This is a genomic window from Streptomyces sp. NBC_00510 (genome assembly GCA_036013505.1).
In the GTDB taxonomy this organism is placed as follows: Bacteria; Actinomycetota; Actinomycetes; order Streptomycetales; family Streptomycetaceae; genus Actinacidiphila.
In genome coordinates, this window is sequence record CP107851.1 from 9977357 (window position 1) to 9992695 (window position 15339).

Consider the following 15339-nt stretch of genomic DNA (forward strand, 5'->3'; position numbering starts at 1 on the left):
TGGAGGGCTGGATCCGCATGGCTTCGGACCGGCTACGCCTGGGCGGGCCTTGCTGATCGTTTCAGAATGAGGTGCGGAGTCGTCCCGGTCCACCAGGGAGACGTACGTGGCGAGCACGACCACGGGCCCGGTACCGGCCCACAGCGTCAGCTGGATGGGGTTCGTGGTGGTCCGCACCTCCAGCTGCTCCAGCAGCTCGTCACCCTCCAGCGAGCAGATGCCGACCATGGGCCCGCGGTGCCCGACTTGGCGCCAGGCCTGCGCGGTCTGCACGAGCAGGTCGAGGGTGGGCACCATGACCAGGATCCGGCAGTCCCGGAACAGATCCAGCGCAGCCCATGCGGCGGTGATGGTCTTCCCCGATCCGGTGGCGGACACCAGCGTGGCCCGCGCCCCGTCGTCGGGGACGGGGGAGCGTGCGGGGAACCCCGCCCACTGCCGGATCCGCGCGTTCGCTTCGACCTGGTGCTCGCGCAGCCGGACGCTCTTCACGCCTGCTCCTCCTCCTGGGCCGGTGGGACAGCCACCGCCGCCTGCGCCCTGTTCCTGCCCACACGCGTTGCTCGTGCAGGTGGCGAGAGCCAAGGCGTCCGGTGTGACACCGTACCGGCCAGTCTCCGGCCACGAGCCGGCCTGCGGCCCGTCCGCCACTCTCGGGTGTCGCGCGCGTTCCGGAAGCGGCACGGGAACGTACCCGGACCCCCTGTAGTGTCCTGCAGCACCGTGAACGGAAGACCCCGCGTGCCCGATGTGAACGTCCGGATCCCCGTTCGGCCGCCGACACGCCCGGGGCCGCTTCGAACGATTCCTGCTGCAGGCGCTTTTCCTCGGCGGCCTTGGCCTTCTTCGCGTCCTGGTAGGCCTGCAAAAGCTGAGCGGTCACTTCTTGCGAGCCGCGGCGCCCCCTCAGACCCATCGTGTCACCTGCTGGAAAGCCATGCCCGCCCCACAAGAGCAACAATCCTCGAACCGCACTGGTCGAGAGCCGTGGCGATGGAACGTTGCTGGTGGTCGGTTGTTCTCTGAGCGGGTGAAGCAGGCTGCATCTGGTGTTGCGATACCTCGCGCCGCCGTTGAACCGGCAAGGGGGCGTGCCCGCCGCATAGGCGACGATTCGGATCGGATGCAGACACGCAGCAGTTCGGTCTCCTTCGGTGCTTTCCCGTTGCGCGGAGGCTGGCCTCAAGCGCCGCTATCAACTCACCCCCTCCACGTTCGCGAGAGCCACGCCGGGCGAAGTCACCGATTAGGGGCTGTACGAGGTGAACGGGTCATTGTGGGCATGTCGCCGACGTCAGGCCCCGCGCGTGAGGCGGATCAGGGGGTCACGGTGACGAAGGTGTCGGCGATGCGGTCGACGTCGGTCGGGTGGGAGGCGATGGCGATGATGCGCCAGGTACCGGAGTCGTGACGCCGGACCTCGAAGTGCACTGCGAGGCGCTCGATCTCGGTGTTGTCGGCCCTGCGGCGCGACCAGATCACGTCGATCCCGGCGGAGTGCGAGCTGTAGGCGGTCACTCGGCTGTCGGGAACATCGGTGTGGGTGTATCCGGCGGCCCGCAGCGGCTCCTGCTGCGCAGCAAGGTAGACCAGTACCGAGTCCGGGTCGGGGCACCAGTCGTACAGGGCGCGGGCCGGGTCGGGGTCGTCCCTTGAGACGCTGAGCGGAGGGACCCAGAAGTTCAGAACGACCCGGGGATCGGCGGATGGGTCCGCAGCCACGGCGGTCCAGGCCGGGAGGTACTGGTTGAAGAACCAGTCACGGGCCTCCTCGGCCGCATGCGCCACGTTGTCCTTGTACTGCTCGAGGTCCACTTCGCTCCTTCGCCTTCCTCGCACTCCGGGCGCGAGCCTCGCCCGGGCCTGGGATTGCCCCCGACGCCATTCTGACAAAACGTCAGGTAATGGGAGCCCGACCCGCCGACCCACACCGGGAGCGGCTGCGGCACCGGCCGCAGGCGGCGCCAGGCGGTCACGCCCGAGCAGCCCACCACACCGGCGGGGACGGCCCGCCTGTCCACACCTTGCGCATTACATAGACAATGCCCGCCAGAGCAACACGGTCAGGCACCCGAAGCCGATCCGGGTTCCTTGGTGCCCGCTGCGCGTGGTCGGCTCCTGGCGTCGTACTCACCGCCGTCTCGTTACAAAGCGCACGACGACGGTGCCTGCCGACTTGTTGGGGTCTGCCACTGCGGGCCTGCTGGACGACTTCCGCACGGGTGTTTGGCAACCCAGTGTGGAAGAGCGCGATCTCGCCGATGGCCTGGCTCCTATCCGCTGGAGCGAAGAGTCTCTGCGAGCATCCCTGCGGGGCCTCCCACAGGCGGTCGCCGACGGCCGCCTGTGCACACTGTTCGTACTCGTCGTCCAGGTCATTGCCCCGGCACCGGGAGCCGCCAGCGACGGCACCCTGCTGCAGGTACGGGTCCTCATCGACGCCCTCACCCCGCCCCTGACGGGCTCTGGCGTGAGCTGGCCGTTCTCAGGGTGAAGAGCCCTTGGACGTTGGCCAGGTGAGCATGGCCCCGAACCGGACAGCCACGAGGAGAGCGTGGAAGGCGACACGACGGCCATCCCTGACCTGCTGCGCGCGGGGCTCCGGCACAGGCTCAGAGACTGACCTGCCGTGACCCCGCTGGTTCGGGCACGAAGAGGACGCGGTGACGTCGCCTGTTCGGGGCGTGCGGCGACCGCCGGGCGGATGGTGGTGGGTATTCCGTGCGCGGCCGCAGCAGGCCCGAGAGGGCTGCCGCGGCCGCGCACGGATCGCTGCTCTGGTCGCCGAGACGACCTCGTCGATGGCGGTTCGTACCGGACCGGTTGCCGGGCCCACGAGGGCGGGGTCCCGGCCGGCTCGATGGGATCGATGCGGCCGGGGCTCTGCGGCAGCCACGCCTCGCCCGCTGCGCGCTGGGTGTCCGACGCAGACGGGGCCGGCGTGTGGTGTGGCCGCGAGGGGGACTGTCGCTGTGGAGGCCCCCCGGCTGGCTGTCCGCGCTTCGGTCAGCGGCTGAAGCATTCGCCCGCGTAGGTCTCAAGGGCGGGCGCGACTGCGTGTTCCCCGTCATGCAGCCGGTCGAGGCGCACCAGGGTATAGGCCTGGTGGCCGTCGATGAGGTGCGTGCGATCCCGGCCGAGGTCGGCGCCGGGGAGGGGCAGGAGGGTCAGTTGGACGGTCTGCTTCGAGGTGCCGGGGCGGGTCTCGAAGACAACCGCGGCGATCTTGGACCATGGGACGTAGAACTCGGAGGTGGCGTACTCACGCATCCCGATGCCACCTGGCCCGATCCGCAGCCGAAGAGGCCGCCTCCAGCGTCGGAAGGAGTGGATCGTCATCCCCCAGGCAATCACGGTGCCCCAGCCCCAGAGGGCCCAGAACGTTCCGAAGTGACCGGCCGACGTGGCTGCCACTACACCGGCAGGCACAGTGAGTACGCAGGCGACGCCGAGCCGGGTCAAGAACCGCGCTCCGTTGGGCTCCCGCCCGAGGAACACGCACTCGCCACCGGGAACATTCCACGCCGCGTCGGCCACGACGGGGGGAGCGGGAGGCCGCACGGACAAGGGGACCGTCTCGAACCGTTCGCCCCCGTAGTACGCCAGTGCATCGGTGAGCTCGGAAATACCCTGATCGAGCTTGTCAGTGTCGAGCAGGGTGTACCGCAGCCGTCCGTCGCGGGTCGGATCGGGCTTGCGCGGCAACGTGACGCCCGCGACGGGACGGAGGGTGAGCAGCGGAGCGGGATAGCTGGTTCCGTCCTCGCCGTACACCGGTTCCGGGTAGCGGAGGGCGATAGCCTCGATCTGCGCCCAGCTCAATGCCCCGTCGTACGTCGTCACTCCGAAGTCGTCAACGACGAGCCGGAACGGCTTCCGCAGCCGGGCGAATTGCACCACTCCCAAGAGCACGCACAGAGCGCTGGCAAGCACAGGAAACGCAAGGTCCGTGAGGTGGTCGGGGCGCCCTTCCGCCACGAACCACGCCGCCATTGCCGCTAGCCCGACGCCGGCGACGCCCAGGAAACGCCGCCCGGTCTGCCGTATCCGTCTACCGGCAGTGAACTCCATTGCCGCATCCCCCCGTTAGTTGTGACCGACCCCCACGATGCGGTACGGCGTCACGCTTCGGCGCCTCCCAGACCGCACTGGTGCGCAGCGGTGACGCACTTGTTGCGTGGTGTGCCGTCGCGGTCAGCGCGGGATACGCCCCGAGATCCGCAGGCGTGGTTGCTCACCGCGTCGAACACGACGTTCTCCCTGCGATCCGGCCGCCCGGGTTCACTGGTGTCACCGGTGAGGAGCACGAATCTGCTCACCACCGCAGGTCGCCAGGACTTTCGGTACCTCACCGCTCCACGGGCTGCCCCTGCCGCTGAATCTGACGCTATGACGGGTCGCGGTTGCTGCTTTGCGAGGCTGCACGGTGACGGGCTTGCAGAGCTTCCCCGCCGAAGGGCGACTGGCGTGCTGTCCGGTGTGACCGTGCATGCCCAGGACGTCATCGCCGTCGTGGAGATCGCCTCTCCCTCCACCCGCGTCGCGGACCGGAAGGTGAAGCCCGCTCTGTATGCGGCAGCGGGGATCGAGCACTACTGGCGCCTGGAGCTGGAGCCTGCTCCGCGGCTGTACCTCGGGCACCTGGAGCACGGCGCCTACAGCGACCGGCTGGTCCCAGCCGGCCGGACCACGGCAGTGACGGAGCCGTTTCCCCTGGACATCGACCCCGCCGACCTGGTGAAGCGGTAGGCAGCCGGCACTGGCCGACCGTAGAGCGGCGCATGCCGCTATCGGTGCACGCGCACGCCAGGAACGCCCGGCACACGCCCGCGCGACAGCAGGGCCGGCACCCTCAAGGCCGGCCGGCGTTGCTGTGTCGCCGCCGTGTGGGCTTGCCGCGGTGAGCGAGCCCGGGGTGTCGTGTCCGGGCGGCGTGCCGGAGCTCTGTGGCCCCTGTAGCGCTCCCTACGGTGTCCCCTATGCGGTCCCCTACGGTGACCTCCCGTGCCCGGTGTTGCATTCGTGCAGGTCAGCGGGCCTGTGCGTGGGTGGCGGCGGTGCCGACAGCCCTTTACTCCCGTGCTTGTGTGTCAGTGGTGGGTGGTGGAGTGGTCGTGGTGGGGCTTGCGGTGGGGCCCGGGGTGCCCGCCCAGCCCCGGGGGGTGTGCGTGCGCGGGCCGTCGGCCGCGCCCCGCGGTCGGGGAGCCGGTGTGGCCCCCCAGGGGGGCCGGTTGGGATGTGGAGCGGCGGCGGGGGAGGCGAGGTGTGGGGTGACGGGGAGCAGGCGGTGGCCGTATGGGTCGACGGCCCGGGTGCGGGGTCTGGTGCTGCTGGCGCTGGGGGTGGTGAAGGTCGCCACGGCCGGGCAGCTGCGGCAGCTGGTGTTGCCGGGGACGGCGGATGTGCAGACGGTCCGCAATGCGTGCAAGGACCTGAAGGCGGCGGGGCTGGTGGAGTCGGTGGGCTCGGCCAACCGGCCCGGCCGGTCGGGCAGGCCGGTGGCGGAGCAGGTGTGGAACCTGACTACGGCGGGGCTGGCGGCGGCCGCCGGCGAACTCGGCCGCCCGCCGAAGGAGATGGGCGGCACGGCGCGGGAGGCGGCGAAGGCCGGTGCCGGGCACGCGCTGAAGGTGACCGACACCATCGACGCGTTCTGCCAGTCACCACCACAACCCACCCACCCCATCCCCCGCCGCAGCCCTTGCCTCGCTGACGAAGCCAGGCCCGTAAGCGCCGGGCCCGCCCCAACGGAAACCCCCGCCCCCGCCCGAAGCGCCGGGCCTGCCACCGGCACCCAGCCCGCCCCTGCAGTCCAGCCGGGGTCACGGCGGGTATCCGCCCGGCCTCGCGGCCTGGGCACCCTGCGCGGCTGGACGACGGAAGTGATCCTCCCGGTCACCGGAACCTTCACCACGCCCGGCAGGGGCAGCCTGCGGGCCGACGCGGTGCTGACTGCACCACAGGACCAGCTGCCGGTGTTGTTCGTGGAGGTCGACAACCACACCGAACCGGCAGCTGTGCTGGCGGACAAGATCGCCCGCTACCACCGCTTCTTCCAGCGCACCATGACCGGCCACCGCGTAGGGGACGACGTCCCGCTGTGGTCGACACGATGGGAGGACTCCTGTCGTGGGGGCTACCCGCCGGTGGCGATCGTCTTCACCCGGCGGGTCAACCCCCAGGTGCCGCAGCGCCGCATCAGCGAAGTGGCCCGCCTTTCGGCCCGGTACTGGCAGGGCACCTGGCATACCGGCCCCTACACCGATGCTTGGGGCACGCCAGACGGCTGGCGCACCTACGACTTCACGGTGCCTGTCCTGGTCACCACCTTGGACCGGCTGGCTGCTGATGGCCCGCATGGGGCGGTGTGGCGGCGCTTCGGCCACAGCGTCCGCGAGGCGCTTACCGCCGCCCTGGACAATCCTGACGACTACCGCGCCTACCGGCAGCGGGAGGAGCAGCGGCATGCGGCCCGGCAGGCTGCCGAACGAGCCCGCGCCGCGGCCAGGGAGGCCCGCAAGCAGCGACGCATGGAAGAACAGCGCCGCCGCCGGGCAGAAATGTGGCCCTGTCCGGCCTGCGGCACCGACGTCCATCCGGACGACTACGACGGCGGGCAGGGCGACGGCCTGGCGCCCGGAGCCGAGTGCCCGCTCTGCCGCAGCGAGCGTGAACGCCTTGACCGGGAGAGGGCCGAGGCGGAAGCGGAGTGGGCACGCGAACGCCGTGGCAACGGACTGTTCGGCTGGCTGCGCAGCTGAACCCCGCCCAGGCGGTGTTCGTTGCCTACACGGGAAGTCCGAGTCAAGCCCTGGCGACCATCGTGAGGCGGCGGCCCGGCCGCTGCTCAGGCTTTGCGCATGAGGGTGTCGCGGTCGGGGCCGAGCAGGAAGGGCAGGAGTTCACGCATAACGCTGGCGAACGCCCGGACTCTGAGTTCGGTCAGACGGGCGTTGCGCGCGGTGTTGGGCAGATGGTTCAGTGGCCCGAGCCCGCATCTGACGTACAGGTTGCCCACGTACACGCGATCCCGCGCCGTGGAGGGTACGTCTGCTTTCTCCGCGAACGCAGACACCGCGACTTCGCAGTGCCACTGGTAGTGGCGGATCCCGAACCTCAGACCGTGACCGATGTACTTGATCCCGCCCTGATGTCGGCCGGCCCGGCGAAACCTGCCTTGAGCAGGAACCGGAAGGCTTCCGGCCCCACCCTGCGAACCACCCGCTCTCCGGTCTCCCGCTCGGCGCGCGGGGTGTGTGGCGTGGGCTTCGTGTCCTCGGGCGTGGGTTCGATGCCGGCCCGACCGACAGGCTACGCGGGTGTGGTCGCCGAATCCGTGACCTACGCCGGTGAGAGCGCGTCGACTTCTCTAGGCTGGATATCACGCACAGCGAACTTCCCGGACGAAGCGGTGAGGCTGGCCATCCGCAACCTCACCGACGGATCCGACGTTCTGTCCGAACGCGTCACCTTGGGGGCCGTCGAAACCATCCGCGACGCACGGGGGGAGACCCGAGTGGTGACGGCTCAACGGAAGCTCGCGGCGGCACGGTACGCGAGGATCGGAGGACGGGGGCGGCTTGGGAATGCTGGGGTAACGGACGAGGGTGGGGCACGGGTGAGGGCAGTGATGGCGGACGGGCCGGACGAGTTAGAGGGAGCGCCTGCAGGCGGTGGTCGGCCGCTGAAGGTCTTCGTTAGCTACTCGCGGCGTGACTTCCACTTCGCAGAGGCGGTGACCGCGGCGCTGTGGGCACGCGAACGGTTGGATCCCTGGCTCGATCTGCAGCGGCTGCGTCCAGGGATGGACTGGGAGGCCGCGTGGGACGACGCGCTGGAGACGGCCGATGCGCTCCTGCTGCTGGCCTCGCCCGCGGCGATTGCCTCCGAGTACGTTCGCCTGGAGTGGGGCAGGGCGCTGGAGCGCAGGATCCCGGTGTACGTCGGCCTGGTCGCGGGCACCGTTGTGCCGTCCGAGCTGGACGGTTTTCCCGTGCATGATCTGCGCGTTCGTTTCTGGCAGCGGATGCACATGCTCGGCGAAGAGATCGTCGGGACCGGGGAACGGCTTGAAAGCGGGTCGGGCGCTGAGCCGGGCGGCGAGGAGTCGAAGCCGGGTCGGCTGGTGCCGCAGCGACTGTCGCTGCCTCGGGTGCCCGCCTCGATAGCTGGGTTCGTGGTCTGTGCCGTGATCATGGGTGCCGCCCTTGTGTGGGCGAGTGTGCTCATGGTGAGGCTGGACGTCTCGGTTGGGCATCTTGCCGGGAGCCCTTTTGACGAGCCGACTCTGCGGCGGCAGAGCAACGCGCTGAACGGGCTTCGCCTGGGCCGCTGGCACAGTGTGCAGTACATCCTCCTCACGCTGACCGCGATGGTGGCCCCGTTCGGACCGGCGATGCTGGCTGTGGCGGTCGGCCTCGCGCGGCGGAGCTGCGGCTGGGTCTCGCTCGTGGTCGCGGTCGGTAGCGGCGGGGCTGTGTCGGCTGCGTGCGGTTTCAGCGTTAGGGCGATCCTGGCTCTGCCGGACATCGGCGATCCCACAGTGGCGAGGGAGGTCTGGCCCACTCCGGCGGCGGTGACCGAGGATGCGGCCGCCGTGGCCCGGGCCCTGGCCGTAGCCGTCGCGGCCGCGGTGGTCTGCCTGGGCTGCGCGTTGTGGTCCCGGTGGTTCTACCTGTGGCTGCCCGCCGGGATGGGCGTCGCCTACCAGCGTCGCCGTGCCACCGAGGTCCCGTATGTAGGCTCGGGACCGAGGCGGGGTGCCCTGCGTCCGAGTCGGAACCCGGGACTCCGGGCAGGGTGGCGGGAGATCTGGCAGTTGGCTGGTGAGACCCAGCTCGGGGCGGGGCAGCCGGGGGTGCCGCGGCGCGGCAGGGACCCGCGGTTTCTGTGGGAATGGCGACTGCTGTGCATGCGGAACGGGGTCGGGCAGAGGCGACCGGTTGGGAACGTCGTCCTGCAGGTGCAGTGCCTGGCGCAGGCCGACGAGTCCGTGGCCGAATTCCTGCGCACGGCCCTACAAATGGCGGGCGTTGGGGCAAGCTCTGACACGAGCACTGAGACTGTGGCACCGGCGGGCTGGACGCTTGTTCTCGTCAGCTCGCATGTGGACTGGGCGGATGTGACGGAGGCCATCAGGGAGCGGGCACCGCGTGCGATTTGCGTGCTGCTGGACCAGGTGGATATACCTGACGACAACGGGGCGCTGAGGCGCTATCAGTGGCTGGATTTCCGTGAACAGCGTCCGGAACATCTCTTCGCCCTGGTCGCCGCGGTGTGCCGACCCGACTCCGCGCCAGGCCTGGCGGACCCCGTGCCTGTCCCGGTCGTCGCCGACCGGTTCCGGGCCCCGCTTGAGTCGCGTGCGCTCGTTTCCATGTTCCGGGTGGCCGCGGCGTTCGCTCCGGGGTTCGCCCTTGCGCGACTGGTCTTCGCGCCGACGAGTCCGCAGAGCATAGCCCTGGCCGTCCTGGCCGTCGCTTCTGCGGCGGTACTTCTCCGGATGGCCGGCCGACTGGCCGCCCGGCGCCTGACGCCCCCCCAGCTCACCCGATCCCACACGCTTGCCTTGGCACTGGCAGTGCTCTGGTGCGCGACGGGCGCCTCGATCCTCTGGACCCCGGTGCTGCCCGCAGAAGGCGTCCAGATGTTCCTGCCCAAGGACCGGCCCGGTGCGGGGATCCTTGTCGTCGCCCTCGTGGCAGGGCTGTGCGGGTGCATCGTTGCCCTCGCCCTGCCACCGCTCCCGTTTCTCTACTCCGCTCGCCGCTCCTGGCTTCCCAGGGCCAAGGCGATGTGGCCCCGGCGACCGCTGCGTGCGGCACGTACTTCCTGGGATGGTTACACCCTGCTGCTGGCCTGGCTCCTCTTCGCATCCGGCATGTTCCTCTATATGAACTGCGTGCAGGTCAACATCGATTGGTAGGGCGGGACGCGACGTCGACCCGTCAGGCTTGCGGCGGTTGCGCTGCGATTGCCGGAACGGCACGGCCGAAGCTGAGCAGCGCTGGTCAAACGAAAAACACGGAACGATCGAGATTGGCCATGTCTGCTGGCGCTTGCTGCCCGGCCATGCACGGGTCACTGGGCTGGGGCCCGTTGGGGGTCGTGCGGGCAGCCGGGACATGGCTGGAGTCGATCACCGCCGATGGCCAGTTGATCTATCTGCTTGGGCGCCCGCAGTCGAGTCAGGTGGAGTCTTTCGCCTTACAGTTTGCTCATATAAACCGGTTGCAACTTGTACCCGAGAGGTTCAGATGCTCTACCGGAGCCCTGTGGACTTTTGCGCCGAGTACGCCAGATCGCGCAATAGCGAAAAAATCGGTGTATTCGACGTCGTGACCAGGCTGGACGAGGTGACCGTCGTCAGCGAGACCCCGGAGACGACGCGGATCGAGGCGGTGTGGTTCTCCTATGGCCACGATCCGGATTCCGGGTACTACGACGTTTTTGAGCGTACCGCCGTGGTCCTGGTCAAGCAGGACGCCGGGTGGCGTTTGCACTCCGAAGAATTTCTCGGCTATCAGTGACAGCTGATGGGCGTCTGCGACCCTCCACCACCGTGCGCGCCTATGTCACCGCCGTCACCGGCACGCTTGCCGACCGGGCCTCCGGGCTTGCTGAAGATCCGCTTGGTTGCCGGGTAGCTTTTGCGCTGCTGGTGGTGGCAACGGCGCGGGACCCCGGTTCGTGTCGCCCCGGGGTCCCGTAGTGGGGGAGTGTGCACAGTCGCTGAGTTCAACGATGGACTGCAGGCGGTGTTACACCCACTCAACGCCCGTTTCCTGTAGGGCGGTGCGCTGGTTAGGGGTGAGTTTGTCGCGTCTGGTTTTGGTGTTGGAGATCCACACGCCGAGTCGGACCGCCACCGGCTCTGCTTCGCCTTCGATCACGATTTCTTCGCTGTGGCCTCGTGGTACGGGCTGGCCCGTTCCCTCTCGTTCGGTCCATCGGGCGAGCGCGGTCAGGCCGCGTTGGAAGGCCTGCTGCGCCTTGGCCGACGGCTTCACACCAGCGTCGTGCCCGGCCGGGGGAGGGGTGGGCTGTTTGGCGGGTGTGATGCCGAGTGCGGTGAGTCGTTGCTGCTGCTCGGCGCTGAGCTCGGCCCAGTTCCTGGATTGCCGTACCAGCCAGGCCCCAAGATCATCGCCTTCGTACATCACGCCGGGCTGGATGCCGGCCACTGTGCCGTCGAGTTCGGTCGTGGCGAGGTCGGCCAGGATGGCGTGGTGGCGTTGCTAGTCCAGTGGCCAGGGGCAGTTCCAGAGAAGACAAAAAACAGGAAGAGGAGGGGCGCAGGGCGTGTAGAAGCTGGCGCGATGTCCCGCTGGCGTTCCTGGCCTTCGTGCTGTTGGGCGTAACTGTCCTGGACTTTATGGTAGCCCTCGTCCGCCTCGTATTCGGGTTCTCCACCGCCAAGCTGGCAGACGCTCTGATCAGGCTGGTCGTAGGAGGGCTGATTTCCTGCGCGCTGCTGTGGATATTCGGCCCACCTCAAATCAAGGAAGAGGACGGATAGGCCGCGGAACTAGCGACTGAGACTCGGTCGAGGAGGGAAGCGGTAGACGGGTTGCGCCATTGTGCCTTCCTGCCCCGGCCGGAGGCGTCATGCTGCTCGGGACAGGCTGAAGGGGGCGATGTGCGGGGAGCGAGCGCGCGGGCCGGGTCGGCGGCTGCGGCAGGAGCGGCGTTGGTTGCGGCCGGGACGGCTGTGGTCACGAACTACGTTACGGCGACAGTTCCGGCCTGGGCTCAGGATCCCCGGTTGGTGTGGCCCGTCTTTGGTGTTCTGGTCCTTGCCGCGGTCGGACTTCAGCTCTGGGCCCGAAGCCTGGATGCCAACGCAGGACGCGCGCATCCGCAGCAGCTTCCCTTGGAACGGGTGCTGGTCGGCAGGCTCGGGTCGCTCGCGCCCGTACACACTGGCCGGCCAGTTCGCGGCCGGGGGACCGAGCTGGCCGCGCTGCGGACGATGTTGCATCGTCCCGCCGGCCGGTTTGCGGTGCTGTGTGGCACGGGAGGCGTCGGCAAGACCACTCTGGCCGCCCTGCTGGCAGAGCACGCCAGTGCACAAGGCATGCCGGTGTTCTGGGTGTCGTGGCGCGATGAGCCGGACCTGGCTGAACAGATGACCCGGGTCGCGCTCGCCTGCGGGCTGCCTGAGGAACAACTGGAGGCCGTCCGTGCCGGTCGGGGGAGCTTGCCGGACGTGGTGTGGCAGCAGCTTGCCCGAGGACGTCCATGGCTGCTGGTCGTGGACAATGCCGACCAGCCCGCTGCGGTGGGTCCCGGAAGTGAGCCCCTGACCAACTATCGCGGCTGGATCCGCCCCGGCGGCAGCGGACTTCTGCTGGTCACCAGCCGCGACACTCACCCCGACACCTGGGGCAGCCGTGCCGTTCTACACCGCTTGGCCCCCCTCGACGCAGATGCCGGTGCTAGCACGCTGCTCGACGGCGCGCCCGACGCGGGCACCCTCGAGGACGCGCGGCTGTTGGCCGACAGGCTCGGCGGCCTCCCTCTTGCGCTCCACGCCGTCAGCCGCTACCTGGCCGCCGTCGCCAGCCGATACCGCACGTTCACCAATTACATGCAAGCCCTGGACCACGAACTTTCTGAGCTGCTCGGAGCCGAACACCCTGACGCGGCTGACCCGGACGTTGCCCGCACCCTCGTCCGCCACACCTGGGACCTCTCCCTGGACCAGCTCACGTTCAGCGGCAACACCCGTGCGCGCCACGTCCTGCGCCTGCTGTCGCTGTTCGGCCCCGCGCCGATTCCGTTGCCCGTCATCAGCCCGAGCCTGGTGACGGTGGCCACCGGCCAAGCGGCAACGGCGGCTGACATTGAAGCGGCGATCAACGGCCTGCACACCTACGGTCTCGTGGACACTCCCGACACCGGCCCGGACGGCTCGGCCATCGCGCAGGTGTCACTCCACCCCCTGATCCGGGAGATTTCCGCCCTCGCCCTGACGGACGAGTTCCTGGATCCGAGCCACTGGTATCAGGCCGTTACCGATCACATGGTCGCCGCTGTGCAACGCCTGAACAGCACGAGCCCTGCCGACTGGCCCATTGCCAGACTCCTGGCGCCCCACGTACTTGCCATCGCCGAACTCGAGGGATGCCGTGACAGCCTCGAACTCGCCAGCGCACAGCATTTGTTGGCGCAGCTTCTCAGCGCTGCCGGCGACATGTCCGGGGCCCTTCGTTTGAACCGCCAGGCAGCGGCCACGCGCACCCGAGTCCTGGGACCGGACCACCCAGACACGCTGCACAGCCGCAACAGGCTCGGCATCACGCTGCACGGTCTCAGGCAGAACGCGGACGCCGTCGAGCTGCACGAGCAGAACATCATCGATCGCGTACGTGTTCTCGGACCGGATCACCCAGACACCCTGAGCAGCCGCAGCAACCTCGCCAACGCGCTCGGCGGTCTAACCCGTCACACCGAAGCAGTCGACCTGCACCGGCAGAACCTCGCGGACCGAGCGCGCGTTCTGGGACCGGATCATTCCGACACCCTGGAGAGTCGCAGCGGCCTCGGCCGCGAACTTGTCTCCCTCGGCCGGTTCACCGAAGCACACGATCTGTTTGAGCGTAACCTCATCGCTCGGACCCGTGTGCTGGGGCCGGATCACCCCGACACACTGGAGGCCCGCAACGACCTTGCATCCGCACTGATGAGTCTCGACCGACAGGCGGAAGCGGCAAATCTGTTCGAGCGTAACCTGATCGACCGGACCCGTGTGCTTGGTCCAGATCATCCGGACACACTGGACACCCGGAGCAACCTCGCTCTGGTGATGGACGTCAGCGGCCGGTACGCAGAAGCAATCGAGCAGTTCCGGCAGTGCCTCGCCGACTACACACGGGTCCTGGGACCGGATCACGCCCACACCCTGAGCGCCCGCAACAACGTCGCCAATGCGCTGAACCACCTCGGACGGCATGCGGAAGCAATCGACTTTCACCGGCAGAACCTCATCGACTACACGCGGGTGCTGGGACCGGACCACCCGGACACTCGGAGTAGCCGCAACAACCTTGCCAACGCTCTCAACGATGGGGGCCGGCATGCGGAAGCAGCTGATTTGCACCGGCAGAATCTCGTCGATCACACACGGGAGCGGGGACCGGACCACCCCGGCACTCTGACCAGTCGCAACAACCTCGCTATGGCGCTGCACCGTCTCGGCCAGCACGCGGAAGCAGTCGAGCAGTTCCGGCGGGTCCTCGACGACCGCACACGCGTACTGGGACCGGACCACCCAAACACCTTGCGCAGCCGCACGAACCTGGCCGTCGCGGAGAGGCGGATGGCTCGGTCACGACGCTGGTACGTCAGACCATGGCGCCGCGTTGACGCCGGCTGAACCTACCCTGCTATCCGCGGCCAGCGTTCCCTGCGGCCGCGGCGACCGGCGTCGTGGAGGCAGGAGTCTCCCGAACTTGGCCGTCTCACTCGCAATAGCCTCTGATCATGAATCAGAGGGAGGGCGAGAACGCGCAGATTTTGGAAGCACGGGAGTTGCTCAGAGCGAGGAACCGTGCCGTGCCGTGTATGCCGCTCATGGAGGCGAACAGGGGCAGGGCCAAGCTCCCCATGCGCGGTCCCGGCCCGGCTGCTCGCTGCGCCGTGGGTGGTATCAGCGCATGCCGACCCTGGCACGGCCGGCACACTCGGGCTCGCCCGGCTGCCGGCATGTTGAAAGACTCCTGGCCATGACGTCGATTGATCACGACGTGCACCAGGCTTGGGACCGTATCGGTACCTGGTTCCAGGAACTTCCCCAGAAGGCCCCTGTGAGAGCGGCTGCAGACGAGAGCCACCTTCGCGCGACCGAGGCAGACCTTGGGGTGAGTTTTCCCGCCGACCTGGTCGCGTGGTGGACCCTGCCGCGCGTCAGTGCCGACTACTGGATCCCGGAAGCGTTTGCTCCTGTGAGCCTGGAAGAAGCTCTGGAGACGAGAGAGGTCTGGTTGCTTGTCGCGGAACAGGAAGGGACCGCCCTGGACGCGAACGGCGAACCGGAACCACGTTTCCTGCCCTGGTTTCTGCCGATCGCGATGAGCCCTGGCGGTGACGGTCTCATCGTCGACTTGCGGCCCGGTGATTCGTACGGCGCAGTCTTCCTGTGGGACCACGAGACCTGGATCCTCGGAGTGGAGCTGTGGAGTTCGGTGGCTGCCATGCTCCAAGACGTCGCAGCCGCCTTCCAGTCAGGGACGCCGGCCCTGCTCCGCCACGCTTCCCTCGGCGGCACCACACAGCCGCGTGTCCCCGTCGTGGACGACGCTGGCGATCTGCTCTGGGAGCCGGCAGAACACCGATAGT

General features: G+C 68.7%; 10 protein-coding genes and 3 pseudogenes. 7 read left to right on the forward strand and 6 right to left on the reverse strand.

From position 1 onward, the window contains the following. Nucleotides 1–78: 78 nt before the first annotated feature. The 4 genes and pseudogenes from OG937_45575 to OG937_45590 all read right to left on the reverse strand — a co-directional run bounded on the left by OG937_45575 (nucleotide 79) and on the right by OG937_45590 (nucleotide 4071). Nucleotides 79–492 (reverse strand): annotated as a pseudogene (locus OG937_45575) (DEAD/DEAH box helicase family protein). Nucleotides 493–1317: 825 nt separating this feature from the next. Next, entirely contained in the window at nucleotides 1318–1815 is a 498-nt protein-coding gene (locus OG937_45580; protein WUD79102.1) for a hypothetical protein, read from the reverse strand. 137 nt (nucleotides 1816–1952) lie between these two features. Next, a pseudogene (locus OG937_45585) lies at nucleotides 1953–2092 on the reverse strand (IS5/IS1182 family transposase). A 914-nt stretch (nucleotides 2093–3006) separates the two neighbouring features. After that, nucleotides 3007–4071, reverse strand: coding sequence for a hypothetical protein (locus OG937_45590; protein WUD78462.1), 1065 nt, complete (start codon nucleotides 4069–4071; stop codon nucleotides 3007–3009). A gap of 408 nt (nucleotides 4072–4479) precedes the next feature. Between OG937_45590 and OG937_45595 the strand changes: the two genes are divergently transcribed. Together OG937_45595 and OG937_45600 are read left to right on the forward strand one after the other, a co-directional pair. Continuing rightward, nucleotides 4480–4749: a Uma2 family endonuclease gene (locus tag OG937_45595; GenBank protein WUD78463.1), complete on the forward strand. Its 270-nt coding sequence runs from the start codon at nucleotides 4480–4482 to the stop codon at nucleotides 4747–4749. 521 nt (nucleotides 4750–5270) lie between these two features. Continuing rightward, nucleotides 5271–6761, forward strand: a complete 1491-nt coding sequence (locus OG937_45600; protein WUD78464.1) for a replication-relaxation family protein — start codon at nucleotides 5271–5273, stop codon at nucleotides 6759–6761. Between the two features lie 86 nt (nucleotides 6762–6847). On the opposite strand, the gene OG937_45605 is transcribed toward OG937_45600, so the two are convergent. Further along, nucleotides 6848–7018 carry a hypothetical protein gene (locus OG937_45605; GenBank protein WUD78465.1) on the reverse strand — a complete coding sequence of 57 codons (171 nt, stop codon included), beginning with the start codon at nucleotides 7016–7018 and terminating at the stop codon, nucleotides 6848–6850. Nucleotides 7019–7123: 105 nt separating this feature from the next. On the opposite strand from OG937_45605, the gene OG937_45610 reads away from it, so the two are divergent. Both OG937_45610 and OG937_45615 read left to right on the forward strand, forming a co-directional pair. After that, on the forward strand, nucleotides 7124–9925 hold the full coding sequence (locus OG937_45610; GenBank protein WUD78466.1) for a toll/interleukin-1 receptor domain-containing protein: 2802 nt from the start codon (nucleotides 7124–7126) through the stop codon (nucleotides 9923–9925). Nucleotides 9926–10337: 412 nt separating this feature from the next. Further along, nucleotides 10338–10529 carry a hypothetical protein gene (locus tag OG937_45615; GenBank protein ID WUD78467.1) on the forward strand — a complete coding sequence of 64 codons (192 nt, stop codon included), beginning with the start codon at nucleotides 10338–10340 and terminating at the stop codon, nucleotides 10527–10529. Between the two features lie 231 nt (nucleotides 10530–10760). On the opposite strand, the pseudogene OG937_45620 reads toward OG937_45615, so the two are convergent. Then, nucleotides 10761–11264: pseudogene (locus tag OG937_45620) on the reverse strand (helicase associated domain-containing protein). Here OG937_45620 and OG937_45625 point away from each other — a divergent pair. The 3 genes from OG937_45625 to OG937_45635 all read left to right on the forward strand — a co-directional run bounded on the left by OG937_45625 (nucleotide 11246) and on the right by OG937_45635 (nucleotide 15338). Next, entirely contained in the window at nucleotides 11246–11518 is a 273-nt protein-coding gene (locus OG937_45625) for a hypothetical protein (protein ID WUD78468.1), read from the forward strand. The pseudogene OG937_45620 and the gene OG937_45625 overlap by 19 nt on opposite strands. Nucleotides 11519–11767: 249 nt before the next feature. Further along, nucleotides 11768–14377 (forward strand): tetratricopeptide repeat protein, encoded by a 2610-nt coding sequence (locus OG937_45630; GenBank protein ID WUD79085.1) that lies wholly within the window; start codon nucleotides 11768–11770, stop codon nucleotides 14375–14377. A gap of 349 nt (nucleotides 14378–14726) precedes the next feature. Further along, a complete protein-coding gene (locus OG937_45635; protein WUD78469.1) occupies nucleotides 14727–15338 on the forward strand; it encodes an SMI1/KNR4 family protein in 612 nt (203 codons plus the stop codon). Nucleotide 15339 lies beyond the last annotated feature (1 nt).

What these genes read in the sequence shown, in the direction of transcription:
- OG937_45590 (WUD78462.1), bottom strand. Translation starts at nt 4,071, where the DNA reads ATGGAGTTCACTGCCGGTAGACGGATACGGCAGACCGGGCGGCGTTTC.
- OG937_45635 (WUD78469.1), top strand. Translation starts at nt 14,727, where the DNA reads ATGACGTCGATTGATCACGACGTGCACCAGGCTTGGGACCGTATCGGT.